The sequence below is a fragment of the Actinoplanes sp. NPDC049548 genome, from assembly GCF_040676695.1.
Lineage (GTDB): Bacteria > Actinomycetota > Actinomycetes > Mycobacteriales > Micromonosporaceae > Actinoplanes.
The window spans coordinates 201385-214580 of sequence record NZ_JBFAPM010000002.1 but is presented as its reverse complement, the minus strand read 5'-3'; the positions used below and the strand labels follow the sequence as shown (position 1 = coordinate 214580).

Here is a 13196-nt window from a genome sequence, read left to right as displayed (position 1 = left end):
TGGTCCTCGTGGGATGGGTGGGCCGGCTGTTCGACGCGCGGGACACGCTCGTCCGCATGCTGCTGCTCGACCTCAGCGGCCTCGGTTACCTGCTGTTCGGCCACGAGGCCGGCCGCCACCCCACCGGCACGCAATGGGCCCTCGCGGTCATCGCGTTCGCGTCCGCGCTCACCCTGCACCGCCTCCGCCTGCCGAACCTCCTCGTCCAGTCGGCGCTGCTGGCCACGGCGTTCGCGGTGCTCGACGACCCGACGATCCACCGGGTCGGCACCGGCTGGGCCCTGCTGGAACTCACCATGGCGGCCGCCCGCCCGGCATTGATCTGGGCGGCCGCCGGCCTGGTGACCGCCATCTACGTGATCGCGGGCTATGCGGGCGCCGCCGGCTCCGGGATTGCGCCGGTCTACGGCGCGACCGTGGTGGTCGGCCTGCCGGTCCTGCTCGGGCTGGTCATCCGGACCACCCGCGAGCTGGGCCGCCAGGCCGAGGCGAAGGCGGAGGCCGAGGGCCGGCAGCGCGAGTCCGAGAGCCGGGCGGCGCGCGCCGACGAGCGCAGCGCGATCGCCCGCGAGCTGCACGACGTGGTAGCCCACCACGTCGCCTCGATGGTGCTGCGGGTCGGTGTGGCCCGGCACGTCCTCCCGGACGTCGACCCCCGGGTCGCCGACGTCTTCGACGACGTCCACCGCACCGGCACCGCGGCCCTGGCGGACCTGCGCAAGCTGGTCGCGGTGTTGCGCGATCCCACGGTACGCACGGACGCGGCGCTCACCGCGATCGAACCGACGGCCCTCCCCGCGGCACTGGCGGCGGCCGTGTCGACCGCGGAGCAGGCGGGCCTGACCGCGGACTGCGCGATCGACGACGAGGTGGGAACCATCGACGCGGTCCGCGGCATGGCGGTGCTGCGCCTGACCCAGGAGGCGCTGACCAACGTCGCCAAGCACGCGGGTCCCTCGGCCCGGGCCCGCCTGAGCGTGGCCCTGGTCGACGGTGACGTGCACTGGTCCGTGACCGACGACGGCGGCGGCCGTTCCGCATCAGCGGCGCCTTCCGGCGGCGGTCTCCCGCCGGCGCCGTCTCCGGGTGGCGGCGGTCTTGCGGCGGCGCTGCCCTTCGGCGGCGGGCATGGGCTGACCGGCATGCGGGAACGGGTCGAGGTTCTGGGCGGCCGGTTGACGGCGGGCCCGCACGAGGGCGGCTGGCGGGTCGGCACCGTCCTGCCGGCGACCGTGCCCGCCGACCTTCCGGGCGGCGCCGGATGATCCGGGTCCTCCTGGTCGACGACCAGCCGCTCATCCGCGCCGGCCTGCGCATGCTCTGCGAGGCGGAACCCGACCTGACCGTGGCCGGCGAGGCGGACAACGGCCGCGACGCCGTCACGCTGGCGGCCCGGCTCACCCCGGACGTCATCGTCATGGACCTGCGCATGCCCGGCGTCGACGGCATCACCGCGACCGGCCGCATCCTCGCCGAGCGGCCCGGAGCCAGGGTCCTGGTCCTGACCACCTTCGGCGACGACGACCACCTCTACCCGGCGCTGACCGCCGGAGCGTGCGGCTTCCTCCTCAAGGACGCACCCCCGGCCGAGCTCCTCGACGGCATCCGGCGCGCGGCGGCCGGCGACAGCCCGTTCAGCCAGGACGTCCTGCGCCGCCTGGTGCGCCGGGCCGTCGACGCCCGGGTGGGCGAACCGAAGCGGATCCCGGGCCTGACCACCCGCGAACGCGACGTGCTGGAGCTCGTGGCGGAGGGCCTGTCCAACACCGAGATCGCCGAGCGGCTGCACATCGGCGTCACCACGGTCAAGACCCACGTCACCAGCCTGATGGCCAAGACCGACAGCCCCAACCGCGTACGCCTGGCCCTCTACGCCCGAAGCTGACGGTTGCGAAGATCGACTAGGGTGGCGCCGCTTTCCGATTCCACGGGGGAACCATGAGAACGCGCGGCCCTGCCCTGCTCGCCATCGCCGTCACCGCGATGCTCGCCGGCTGCACCACCACGTCCGGCACGCCCGTCCGCAACGCTGCGGTGGCAGCCTCGGCCAAACCCTCGCCGTCCCGGATCCCGGCCAAGGACGAGCTGCTAGCCGCCCTGCGCAAAACCCACAAATCCACCTATACATTTACGGTACGCAGCGACGGCCCCGACAAGGAACGCATCGAGGCGAAGGGCTCCGTCGACCCCCGCAAGAAGTTCGCCGTCTCGATCAAGAAGCGAGGCGGCAAGTTCCCGGCCTCCCTGCGCCGCATCGTGCTGGGCAACGACATCTACGACCACGACCCGATCGCCGGCGGCTGGGCCCACCTGGACATGAAACGCCTCAAGAAGAACGACTACCTGCGCGTCGACATGGCCAACCCGACCGGCCTCGCCACCTTCACCTCCGCCGTCATCTCGGTGAACCGGGACGGCCCCCACACGTACCGCGGAATGCTCGATGCGACCCCCACCGGGGCGGACGAGTTCCTGCCGGTCGGCGCACCCAGCCTGGTCATCTTCGGCGGCAGCGCCACCTTCACGGCGACGACGAACGCGGAAGGCTGGGTGACGTCCATCGAGGTCGAGCTGAAGGCCAAGGAGACGCTGAAGATGACGACCACTTTCGGTGCCCACGGCAAGCCGGTGAAAATCACCAAGCCGTCCAACGTCGGCGAAGCCTACGACTTCTACTACGACTGAGAGCTGGGCGTCATGGACAGTCGCAACCGGGTGAGTGATGAGGATCTGGCCGTGCTGATCGGCATCCTCTCCCACGTGGAGGCCGCGCTCATGGTGGCGGTTCAGGCCGGACGGACGCGGTCGGTGGCCAGGTGCACGGCGAGGGCGCCCAGGACCGTGCCCATCGCCCAGCGTTGCAGGCGGAGCCAGGTGGGCCGGCGGCCGAGGAAGACCGCGATGGTTCCGGCCGCACCGATGATCAGCAGGTTCACCGTCAGGCTCACCATGATCTGTACGCCGCCCAGCACGAATCCCTGCGCCAGCACGTGACCCGCGCTCGGCCGGACGAACTGCGGGATGAGCGACAGGTACAGAATGGCGGCCTTGGGGTTGAGCAGGTTGGTGAGCAGGCCCATGGTGAACAGGCGGCGGGTCGAGTCGGCCGGGAGCTCGCCGGGCGCGAAGACCGACGTGCCGCCGGGCAGCAGGGTGCGCAGGGCCAGCCAGGCCAGGTACGCCGCGCCCGCCAGCTTCACGGTGACGTACGCCTCGGGTACGTGGATGAAGATGACCGAGAGCCCGAGGTTCGCCGCGGTGAGGTAGACCACGAACCCGATGGCGACGCCGCTCAGTGACACCATGCCCGCCCGGCGGCCCTGGGTGATGCTGCGGGAGACGATGTACATCATGTTGGGACCGGGAGTCAGCACCATGCCGAGGGCGACGGCGGCGACCCCGAGCAGCGCGGCGGAGTTGATCATGCTCTGAGCCTGCCGGAGCGCCCGGCGGGTCACGACGGCCAATGTGGCGTCCGTGGCCTGCCGGGGGCTGCGCGGCGTTCAGGCGGCGACGTCGACCAGGTCGCCGTTGTTCAGCACGCTGCGCAGGGCGCTGAGGTCGACGCCGTTCTTCTGCAGGAGCTTGACCAGGTCCGTGGCGGTGGTCGCCTGTGTGCTGACGTCGTCCTCGTCCATCTGCAGCAGCTCGCTGAGCCGGCTGAGCTTGGACGAGTCCTGGATGCCGGTGTTCTCGCCGCGGGGGCCGCCCGGCGGGGGCGGCGGCATGCCCTTGGTGCCGGCGATCTTCTCGGCCATCTCGGTGGCGTCCACGCCGCTCGTGCCCGACACCGCGTCGGTGGGCATGCCCGCCTTGATGGCGGTGATCAGGTCGTCGTGCGAGACGCCCTGGGCGGTGGCGATGTCGTCGAGACTCTTGCCGTCCTGGAGCTGGCTCTTGAGCTCGTCGGCGCTGAGGCCCAGCTTCTCGGCGACGGCGGCCATCGGGTTCTGCCGCTCGCCGCGCCCCGGCGGCGGGGGCGGGGGCGTGCGGTACGTGCTGGTCGTGGAGCTCAGGGCGCTGATCGACGTCATGGTGGTTTCCTCCTCGGCGGGGCCGGCGGTCGGCCCGTACACCAGGGGGATTCGGCGTGCCCCACGCCGGCCTGCGCCTTTGACAGGGCTTTCAAAGGAAGCCACAGGCTCCTGACAAGCTCCGGTCAGCCGCCCAGGCGGGCGGAGATCGCGTCCACCGCCTGCTTCGCGGTCAGCAGGTCGGCTCCCGTCTCCTCCCTGTACGCCCGCACCGCGTGGATCGGCCGGCCCTGCCGCACCAGCTCCTCGACGGCGGGGTGGCGCGGCTCGGGCACGGTCACGCCCAGGTGGGCGATCACGGCGTCGAGCTTGTGCTCGATGTCGGCGAGGCGTGCGGCCGTCCTTCGCCGCTCGCGCTTGTCGGTCGCCGCGGTGGCGAAGGTAGCCATGGTCAGGCCGGCGACGAGCAGGATCAGCGGAACGTACGCCAGGATCTCCATGCGCCGATGGTGCCAGGTGAGAGCGACTCAGCTCGCTACTGCGGCGGCGTACTTGCCCGCGATCGCCTCCGATTCGGGCAGGTCGGCCTCGACCACCGGCAGCGGGGGGAGCACGGTGGCGCCGAGCTCACGGAGCAGCTGGGTGAGCAGGGCCGCCGCCGCCTCGGCCTGCGGGGCCACGCCGGCGGTGACCACGGGCACTGCGCGCTTGCCGGCGAGGGCGTCGGCGGGCAGGCGGTCGAGCAGCACCTTGAGCACGCCGGTGTAGCTGCCCTTGTAGGTCGGGGTGGCGACGATCAGCACGTCGGCCCCTTGCACCGCGGCGGTGGCGGCCGCGGTGGCCTCGTCGCCGGGGGTGAGGAGACCGGCACCGAGCGCGCCGACCTCGATCACGGTGGAGGCGCCGCCGAGCGCCGTGCCGACGGCCGTGGCGAGGGTGGAGGTGCGTGACCCGGCTCTGGGGTTGCCCGACACGACGACGATTCCGCTCATGCTTCCGCTCCTTGTGATGGGTTTCTATGCACTTCGCTTGAGGTGGGCGTAGCTGCCGTCGTGGTAGACGAGCGGGGTCACCGTGGCGTCCTCGTGGTGCTCGCCGGACGACGGCGCGGCCAGGACGATGGTGTGGTCGCCGGCCTCGACCCGCTGGGTGACCCGGCAGACCAGGGTGGCCAGGACGCCGTCCAGCAGGGGTACGCCGTCGGGACCGGGACGCCACGCGCCGTGGGTGGCGAACCGGTCGATGCCGCGGGTGGCGAAGGTGCGGGCGACGTGCTCCTGCTCACGGGTGAGCACGTGGACGGCGATCGTCTCCGCGGCCTGCACGGCGGGCCACGCCGAGGCGGTCCGGGCCAGGGCGAAGGAGACCAGCGGAGGGTCCAGCGACACCGAGGTGAACGACGTGGCGGTGAATCCCGCCGGCGGCTGACCGGGCGCGGTGATCACGACGACGGCCGCGGCGTGGCGCCGCAGCAGGGAGCGGAAGAGGTCGGCGTCCACCAGCGAGCTGACGGTCATGGGTTCCCCTTCGGGCGGTGATGAGGCGGCGGTCCACGGATTGGGATGGATGGCGCTGAACGCCCTGTGGCTGGCCACCGCGGGGATCGGCATGAGCCCTACCGTGCGTCTTCCGCTGAGGCGGTGTCAATGCCGGTCCCATATCCTAGTAAACCTATGGGGTACGGTTGACATACGGGGCGTGCGGCGCAAGAGTCGGAGTGCGGTGGGGGCAACCCGGACCGCGTGATGGGGAAGGGAGGTGGGCGGCAGGTGCACACCGGGACGGTCAACCACGACACTGGGACCATGGTGGACACCCGTCGAACCTCCGCGCCCGTCCGTACCGTCAGCGACCTCGCCGGTCCGCGGCGCCTGCCCGTCGTCGGAAACCTGCCGGAGTTCGTCCGCGGCGGCGTCACCAACCGCGTGCTGGAGCGGTGGTGCGACACGTACGGCCTGACCTACCGGTTCTTCCTGGCGCGCAACGAGGCGGTCGTCACCGCCGACCCTCAGGTGGTCGACGTGGTGCTCCGGCGCCGGCCGGCCGACTTCCGGCGCAGTGCGGTGATGTCGCGCGTCATCGACGAGATGGCGCCCCACGGCGTCTTCACCGCGGAGGGGGAACGCTGGCGCCGGCTGCGGAAGGTCGCCGCCCAGAGCCTCAACGCCGCGTACCTGCGCCAGTACTTCGCCACCATCACGCGGGTCACCGAGCGGCTGGACCGGCTCTGGCAGGCGGCCGCGGATTCCGGTGAGTCCATCGACGTGCTCGACTGCACGATGCGCTACACGTTGGACGTGACGGCCGGCCTGGCGCTGGGTCACGACCTGAACGCCCTGGAGAACACCGGCGACGGTCTGCACCGCCGGCTGCCGAGGCTCTTCCCCGAGGTCGCGCGACGGATCCAGGCGCCCTTCCCGTACTGGCGGTACGTGAAGCTGCCCCGCGACCGGCGCCTGGACGCGACCGTCCGCGAGATCGAGGACCTGGTCCGTGACCGGTTCGCCGAGGCGCGCGACCGCGTGGCGACCGGGGCGGCCCCCGCGACGTTCCTCGAGGCGCTGGTGCAGCCGCTGGAGAACGAGCCGGCCGTCACCGACGAGGAGGTGTTCGGCAACGTCCTGACCATGCTGCTCGCGGGCGAGGACACCACCTCCGGCACCGCGGCGTGGGCGATCCACTACCTGGCCGAGAACCCCGGTGAGCTGCGCCGCGTCCGCGCCGAGGCCGACGAGGTGCTCGGCGCCGACAGGTTCCCCGCGGATCCGGCCACGGTGGGGCGGCTCCGGTACGCCGAGGCGGTGGTCAACGAGGCGCAGCGGCTGCGGCCGGTCGCGCCGTACCTCGTGATGCAGCCGACGGCCGACGTCGTCCTCGACACCCGGGACGGGCCGCTGCGGGTGCCCGAGGGCAAGCTGATCTTCGTGCTCACCTCGTACGGTGCCCTGCGCGACCGGGTGCGTTTCCCTGACCCGGAGGTGTTCCGCCCGCAGCGCTGGCTCGATGGCAACCTGCCGGCCGAGTCTCTGCCGTTCGCCCCGTTCGGGAGTGGTCCCCGCTTCTGTCCCGGCCGCAATCTCGCGCTGCTCGAGGCCGCGGTGATCGTGTCGGTGCTGTCCCGCGCCTTCGATCTGGAGCCGGACCGCTCCGCGGGGCCGGTCACCGAACGGACCACCTTCACGTCGTTCCCGCAGCATCTGGCCGTGCGGGTGCGCCGCCGCGACGACCGGCCGAAGACGCCATGAACAATGGTCAATTGTGCGCGCCGTCACCTTTTCGGGTGGCGCGGTGTCACGCTTTTGTTTTCGGAAGAAAATACTCCCGCATTCTGGATTTGCTTTGACCCGGGTTGACGCAGCGAGAAGGATCGGTGACATGCGGTTGCGCGACGTAAGGCTGACGTCCCGCCTTGCCATCGATCTTCTCCGGTGTGCGAGTGCTCGGTGTTGCGCGGAACGGTCCGCCCGGTGAGCTGAGCTCCCGTCGTTCCCTCTTTCGCGTGAACCCGGGCGCATCGATGCGCCTATAAACCTATCCCACACATGGGAGAAGTATTGTTCAACCGCCGCCGAGATCCGGCAGCGGTGACACCCTCCGGAGGCAAAGCAATGTCCGTTCTCGCCGTCGCCGACCTGTCCCTGAGCCGCACCGCTCCGGCGCGCCGGGGCCCCGCCGGCCGCCCGCGCTCCACCCGGTTGCGCCCGATCGCGGTAGGCAACGCCTCGTCCGTGACCGTCACCATCACGCTCGGCTCACCGGGCACGGAGGAGAGCGAGCGGGTCCTGGCCGCCCTCCGGGACCTCGTCGAAGCGGCGGGCCCCGGCGCCGACGTGGCCCTCACCCCGCAGGTCGTCACCCCGGCCGTGCCGGCTCCCCGCGAGCCCGTGTCCACCGGCCTCCGGCTGGACCTGAGGCCGCGCACCGCCGTCCTCGACGGCAAGGTGCTGGACCTGAGCCGGCTGGAGTACGAGCTGCTCGTCTTCCTCGCCCGCAACCCCCGGCAGGTCTTCAGCCGCAGTCAGCTGCTGGGCCACGTCTGGGGGCACACCCACACCACGGTACGGACGGTCGACGTGCACGTGAGCCGCCTGCGCACCAAGCTCGGCGACCCGGAGATCGTCACGACGGTGTACGGCGTGGGCTACCGGCTCTCCGAGGACGCCGCGATCACGATCGACGAGTCCTGAACGCCGGACAGCGCGGGGTGGCTCACCCGGTGCGGTGGTGTTTGCGCACGAAGGTGTAGCCGGGGGCCAGCGGGCCCTCGGTCACCTGCTCCTCCTCGACGGCCCGCTCGTGCAGCGAGACCTGGCGCTCGGACGGCTGGGCGCCCGGCGGAAGCCTGCGGACGAATCCGTTGACCAGGTGCTCACGACGCTCAGCGCCGTCCGCGTCATCGTCGTCCGGACACGGCGCCGGCTCCACCAGCGGCGCGTAGAAGAGCATCTCGGCGGGCTTCTGACCGTCAACGGCGGGATAGGACGGGTACCCGGCGGTGTCGAGGCTGCCCGGCACCCGGGTGAGATAGCCCTCGCGAATCAGTTGGTCGACGGCGTTACGCAGCAGGAACGTGCCCCGGGCGCCCCGGCCGAGCCCACAGTGCGCGGCGAGACCGGCCTCGGGAAGAACCGCGCTCCCGTCCTCGAAGATGCGGCCCAGCTTGCGGACGGCGCGCAGCACCTGTCCGCGGTTGGACTCGCCGGCGTCGAACTCCCGCGTGACGACCCGCGGATCGTACTCGTGGAAGTAGTCCACACCGTCCACCCGCATCGGCTCGTCCAGCGCGGCGGTCCGCACGACGACCTCGTCCTTGCCGGCCTGCCACAGGACGGTCACCAGCACGCCGGGCCGTACGTCGCGGGGCCAGCTGATGCCGCCGAACTGCCACTCGACGTCCTGCTGCAGCGAGGCCTCGAACAGCTGCCGGGTGGGGGTGGTGCCATGGTCGCGGTGCTCGAGCACGAGCGGGATGTCGTCCCGGTCGCGCAGGGCCTCGACGCATTCCTCCGGGGCGGCGCAGACGCCGCCGTCGAGATCTGCCTGCCAGAGCGCTGAGCGACGGGTCACCCTCGCCATGATCCACCTTCCTGTGCCCGCGGGCGCGCACCGAAGATACCCCGCCGGTCGCCGGGCGAGTCGGGGCGAGTCGACGCTGCCGGGCAGACAGGGGTGGGCCGGGCAGACCGGGGCGCCGGGGCTGGGCGGGCCGGGGTGCGGGGACAGGCGGGACCCGGCGAGCGCGCCGGCCAGGTCCGGGCGCCGGGCGGGCCGGGTGACGCCGGGCGGGACCGGGGCCCGGGGTGGAAGCCCGGCGCGGTGCCTGGCGCCAAAAGCATGTTTTCCCTATCGTGTTTATAGGATATAGGGAGGTGCCATGCGGCGCACGGTGGCGGTGGTCGGAGGCGGGTGCTCCGGCGTTCTGATGACACGGGAACTGCTGCGATGTAGCGACGACGACGTCGTCCTCGTCGAGCCCGGGGAGCCCGGCGGCGGGGTGGCGTACGGCACCGCCCAGCCGTGGCACCTGCTCAACTCGCGCGCCGGCGCGATGAGTGCCGATCCCGGCGATCCGGACCATTTCGTGCGCTGGTCCGGCGCCGCGCCGGCCGAGTTCCGGCCTCGCCGCGAGTACGGCCGTTACCTGCGGGACGTTCTCGAGGAGGCGGTCGCCGGCAACCCGGGGCGGTTTCACGCGCGCCGGGCCCGGGCGACGCGCGTCGTGCCGGATGCCGACGGCGGCACGGTCGTTCTCGACGACGGTACGGCGGTGCAGGCCGACCACGTGGTCCTGGCGACCGGCGGTCCCGCCGCGGCCCGCCAGCGGCTGGAGCACCCGCACTACATCCACGATCCGTGGGCGCCGGGCGTGCTGGAGGCGCTTCCGGCCGACCGGCCCGTGCTGCTCGTCGGCACCGGGCTGACCGCCGTCGACGCGGCTCTCACGCTCACCGCCGACGGGCGCCGGAGTGCCCCCGTGGTCGCGGTCAGCCGTCGTGGCCTGCTGCCGTTGACGCACACCGTCGAGGCCGCGCCGCCCGCCGCTCCGGCGCTCGACGACTGCGCCACCCTGCGCGACGTCGTCCGGGCCGTACGCTCCGCCGCGGGTGAGGCGGGGGACTGGCGGCCGGTCGTCGACGGGATGCGGCCGTACCTGGACCGGCTCTGGACCGCGCTGACCGCCGAGGAGCAGGACGCCTTCCTGCGGCATCTGGCCCGCGCCTGGGAGTGTCACCGGCACCGGATGGCGCCGGAGATCGCGGCCCGGGTCGTCGCGCTGCGGGAGGCGGGGCTGCTGCAGATCCGCCGCGGCGGCGTCGCCGCGTGGCCGGGTCTGGCCGACTTCGCCGCCGTGGTGAACTGTGCCGGTCCGGGGCGGCTGCCCGGCGCCGCGGGACCGCTGGTGGGTGGCCTGCTGGACCAGGGGCTGGCCCGCCTCGGCCCGCACGCCCTCGGCCTGGACATCGATCCGTCGGGGCGGCTGGTGGCCGCCGACGGCCGCCCGCACGAGTGGCTCTGGCTGCTCGGTCCGCTGCGCCGGGGTGCGCAGTGGGAGACGACCGCCGTGCCGGAGATCCGGGCCCAGGCGCACCGGCTCGCCACCGACCTGCAGGCCCGCCCGGTGCCGGTGGCTGCATGACGATTATGAACGGGGCGGCATCCCGGTTGAGTGATAGCCCGATGATATGGCACCCGCGTCTTCCCAGCTCAAGGGGTGTTCGGCGAACATCTGGGTGACGCTGCGAGCCTTGAGTTGCCATTGATTCTTCTCAATACTGCGGATGGCACTCGGTACGCCGGGGTTCCGGCGTACCGCCCCCATCCCCCCTGGGAGGACCCCGTGCGTAACCCCGGCTCCAAGCTCGGCCGACCGATCGTCGGCCTGGCCGCCGTCCTGCTCGCCGGCAGCGCCTTCGCGTCACCCGCATCCGCCGCCCCCGCAGCTCCCGCCGCCGACCCCTCGTTCGCCCCCTCCGCCCTCGCCACCAGCCTCGACACCCAGCTCGGGACCAGGGCCGCCGGCTCGTACATCGACTCCGCCGGCAAGCTCATCGTCAACGTGACGGACGCGGCCACCGCGCAGTCGGTTACCGCGGCCGGTGCCACCCCGCGGTACGTGACGCGCAGCGGTGCCCAGCTCGCCGCCGCGGACTCCACGCTCAAGGCGACGCTCAAGACGCCCGGCACCTCGTTCGCCGTCGACCCGGTGAGCAACCAGATCCTGGTCACCGCCGACAGCACCGTGACCGGCGCGAAGCTCGCCGCCGTCAAGGCCGTCGTGGCCAAGCTCGGCGACAAGGCCCGCGTCGAGTCGGTGCCCGGCACGCTGAGCCCGACCATCTCCGGCGGGGACGCGATCTACACCGGCGGTGCCCGGTGCTCGCTGGGCTTCAACGTGCGCAGCGGCAACACCTACTACTTCCTGACCGCCGGCCACTGCACGAACATCGGCTCGAGCTGGAGCAACGGCTCCACGACGATCGGCACCCGGGTCGGCACCAGCTTCCCGGGCAACGACTACGGCATCGTGCAGTACACGAACAGCAGCATCTCGCACCCGGGGTACGTGGGCGGCCAGGACATCACCGGTGCCGGCACGCCGGCGGTCGGCTCCACCGTCTACCGCCGCGGCAGCACGACCGGCACCCACTCCGGCCAGGTGACCGCCCTCAACGCGACGGTCAACTACGCCCAGGGCTCGGTCTACGGCCTGATCCGCACCACGGTGTGCGCCGAGCCCGGCGACTCCGGCGGCTCGCTGTACTCCGGGACGACCGCGCTGGGTTTGACCTCCGGCGGCAGCGGTAACTGCTCCAGTGGGGGAACGACGTTCTTCCAGCCGGTGACCGAGCCGCTCGGCGTCTACGGGGTCTCCGTCTACTGAGCCATCCTCCACCACAGAAAGGCCCCGGCCGCCCGCCGGGGCCTTTCTGCATTTCGATCGACAGGTAAGAATAAGTTCATGACGGAGACCCCGCTCGAGTCCCAGCGCAAGATCGGCCGGGGTGAGCTCGCCCCCGGCTGCCCGGTCCACGCCGACGCCGACGGGGTCTGGCACGTCCAGGACTTCGCCACCGCCCGGTCGATGCTGCGCAGCACCGAGACCCGCCAGGCCGGCTTCGGCGTCGAGAACGCCGCCAAGATGGAAGGCCGGATGCGGATGCCCGTCCTCTACCGGGACGGGCCGGAGCACCGCGAACATCGGCGCCAGACCGCCAAGTACTTCACCCCGAAGCGCGTCGACACCGCGTACCGGTCCCTGATGGAACGTCTCGCCGACGAGCAGTGCGAGAAGCTGCGGCGCCGAGGTCAGGCGGATCTGTCGCAGTTGTCCTTCGCGCTGGCGGTCGCGGTGGCCGCGGAGGTCATCGGCCTCACCGAGAGCGGGCCGGGGATGGCGAAGCGGCTGGACCGGTTCTTCATGGAGCGGGGGGCCTCCAACCGGCTCGTTGCGCTGATCAAGGAGGTGCGTTCCAACGCCAACATGGCGCTGTTCTACTGGCTCGACGTCCGCCCGGCGGTGAACGCCCGGCGTCGCGAGCGGCGTGACGACCTGATCTCCCACCTGCTCGGCGAGGGCTGCACCAAGGCCGAGATCCTCGGTGAGTGCGTGACGTTCGCGGCGGCCGGGATGGTCACCACCCGCGAGTTCATCACGGTCGCCGCCTGGCACCTGTTCACCGACGACGACCTGCGCGCGGCGTACACCGGGGGCGACGAGAAGCAGCGGGTCGCGATCCTGCACGAGATCCTGCGCCTCGAGCCGGTGGTGGCCAACCTGGCCCGCTGGACCACCGCCGAGGTCGCGGTGCCGGGCGCGGTCATCCCGCCGGGTGCACGCGTCGACATCGGCGTGGCCGCGGCCAACCTGGACTCCGGCGCCGTCGGTCCGGACGCCGGCCAGGTCTGCCCGGGCCGGTCACTGGCAGACGGGGTGGGGGACGCGGGACTGTCCTTCGGCGACGGTCCGCACCGCTGTCCCGGGGCGTACATCGCCATTCAGGAGACGGACATCTTCCTGACCAAGCTGCTCGCCGTGCCGGGCCTGCGGATGGTCTCATCGCCGAAGGTGGCCATCCGGCCCGAGATCGCCTCGTACGAGCTGACGAACCTGCGCCTGGCCGTACGGTGATCCGGCGCTTCGACCGGCACCACCGCGTGCTCTGGGCCCGCCGGCACGGCCGCGCCGAGCCTCCGGGCTACGGGCCGGTCGCCGACGTCATG

The 13196-nt window shown here is 72.1% G+C and carries 14 protein-coding genes; 8 read left to right on the top strand and 6 right to left on the bottom strand.

Annotation, left to right across the window (positions count from 1 at the left end; genetic code table 11):
• Window positions 1-8: 8 nt before the first annotated feature.
• The 3 genes from AB0J80_RS05120 to AB0J80_RS05110 are packed head-to-tail and all read left to right on the top strand — an operon-like array spanning window position 9 to window position 2685.
• The gene (locus AB0J80_RS05120; RefSeq protein ID WP_364700564.1) at window positions 9-1265 is read left to right on the top strand and encodes a histidine kinase; all 1257 of its coding nucleotides are present in this window, start codon (window positions 9-11) and stop codon (window positions 1263-1265) included.
• On the top strand, window positions 1262-1885 hold the full coding sequence (locus AB0J80_RS05115; RefSeq protein ID WP_364700562.1) for a response regulator transcription factor: 624 nt from the start codon (window positions 1262-1264) through the stop codon (window positions 1883-1885). The genes AB0J80_RS05120 and AB0J80_RS05115 overlap by 4 nt, the downstream gene beginning before the upstream one ends.
• Before the next feature lie 53 nt (window positions 1886-1938).
• Entirely contained in the window at window positions 1939-2685 is a 747-nt protein-coding gene (locus tag AB0J80_RS05110) for a hypothetical protein (RefSeq protein ID WP_364700561.1), read from the top strand.
• A 101-nt stretch (window positions 2686-2786) separates the two neighbouring features.
• Here AB0J80_RS05110 and AB0J80_RS05105 read toward each other — a convergent pair whose 3' ends face one another.
• The 5 genes from AB0J80_RS05105 to AB0J80_RS05085 form a co-directional block, all read right to left on the bottom strand.
• Window positions 2787-3425 carry a LysE family translocator gene (locus AB0J80_RS05105; protein WP_364700559.1) on the bottom strand — a complete coding sequence of 213 codons (639 nt, stop codon included), beginning with the start codon at window positions 3423-3425 and terminating at the stop codon, window positions 2787-2789.
• Window positions 3426-3503: 78 nt separating this feature from the next.
• Entirely contained in the window at window positions 3504-4034 is a 531-nt protein-coding gene (locus AB0J80_RS05100) for a hypothetical protein (RefSeq protein ID WP_364700557.1), read from the bottom strand.
• A gap of 125 nt (window positions 4035-4159) precedes the next feature.
• The gene (locus tag AB0J80_RS05095) at window positions 4160-4474 is read right to left on the bottom strand and encodes a hypothetical protein (RefSeq protein ID WP_364700555.1); all 315 of its coding nucleotides are present in this window, start codon (window positions 4472-4474) and stop codon (window positions 4160-4162) included.
• 27 nt (window positions 4475-4501) lie between these two features.
• Complete coding sequence (locus AB0J80_RS05090; RefSeq protein ID WP_364700553.1) at window positions 4502-4966, bottom strand: NAD(P)H-dependent oxidoreductase; 465 nt, start codon at window positions 4964-4966, stop codon at window positions 4502-4504.
• A gap of 24 nt (window positions 4967-4990) precedes the next feature.
• Window positions 4991-5491, bottom strand: coding sequence for a flavin reductase family protein (locus tag AB0J80_RS05085; RefSeq protein WP_364700551.1), 501 nt, complete (start codon window positions 5489-5491; stop codon window positions 4991-4993).
• Between the two features lie 288 nt (window positions 5492-5779).
• On the opposite strand from AB0J80_RS05085, the gene AB0J80_RS05080 reads away from it, so the two are divergent.
• Both AB0J80_RS05080 and AB0J80_RS05075 read left to right on the top strand, forming a co-directional pair.
• Complete coding sequence (locus AB0J80_RS05080) at window positions 5780-7219, top strand: cytochrome P450 (protein ID WP_364700549.1); 1440 nt, start codon at window positions 5780-5782, stop codon at window positions 7217-7219.
• 363 nt (window positions 7220-7582) lie between these two features.
• On the top strand, window positions 7583-8161 hold the full coding sequence (locus AB0J80_RS05075; protein ID WP_364700547.1) for a winged helix-turn-helix domain-containing protein: 579 nt from the start codon (window positions 7583-7585) through the stop codon (window positions 8159-8161).
• Between the two features lie 22 nt (window positions 8162-8183).
• Here AB0J80_RS05075 and AB0J80_RS05070 read toward each other — a convergent pair whose 3' ends face one another.
• A complete protein-coding gene (locus AB0J80_RS05070) occupies window positions 8184-9050 on the bottom strand; it encodes a hypothetical protein (protein WP_364700545.1) in 867 nt (288 codons plus the stop codon).
• A 298-nt stretch (window positions 9051-9348) separates the two neighbouring features.
• Between AB0J80_RS05070 and AB0J80_RS05065 the strand changes: the two genes are divergently transcribed.
• The 3 genes from AB0J80_RS05065 to AB0J80_RS05055 all read left to right on the top strand — a co-directional run bounded on the left by AB0J80_RS05065 (window position 9349) and on the right by AB0J80_RS05055 (window position 13104).
• Window positions 9349-10611, top strand: coding sequence for an FAD/NAD(P)-binding protein (locus AB0J80_RS05065; protein ID WP_364700543.1), 1263 nt, complete (start codon window positions 9349-9351; stop codon window positions 10609-10611).
• Between the two features lie 201 nt (window positions 10612-10812).
• Window positions 10813-11856, top strand: a complete 1044-nt coding sequence (locus AB0J80_RS05060; protein ID WP_364700541.1) for a S1 family peptidase — start codon at window positions 10813-10815, stop codon at window positions 11854-11856.
• A gap of 78 nt (window positions 11857-11934) precedes the next feature.
• Window positions 11935-13104, top strand: coding sequence for a cytochrome P450 (locus AB0J80_RS05055; RefSeq protein WP_364700539.1), 1170 nt, complete (start codon window positions 11935-11937; stop codon window positions 13102-13104).
• The last annotated feature ends 92 nt before the right edge of the window (window positions 13105-13196 follow it).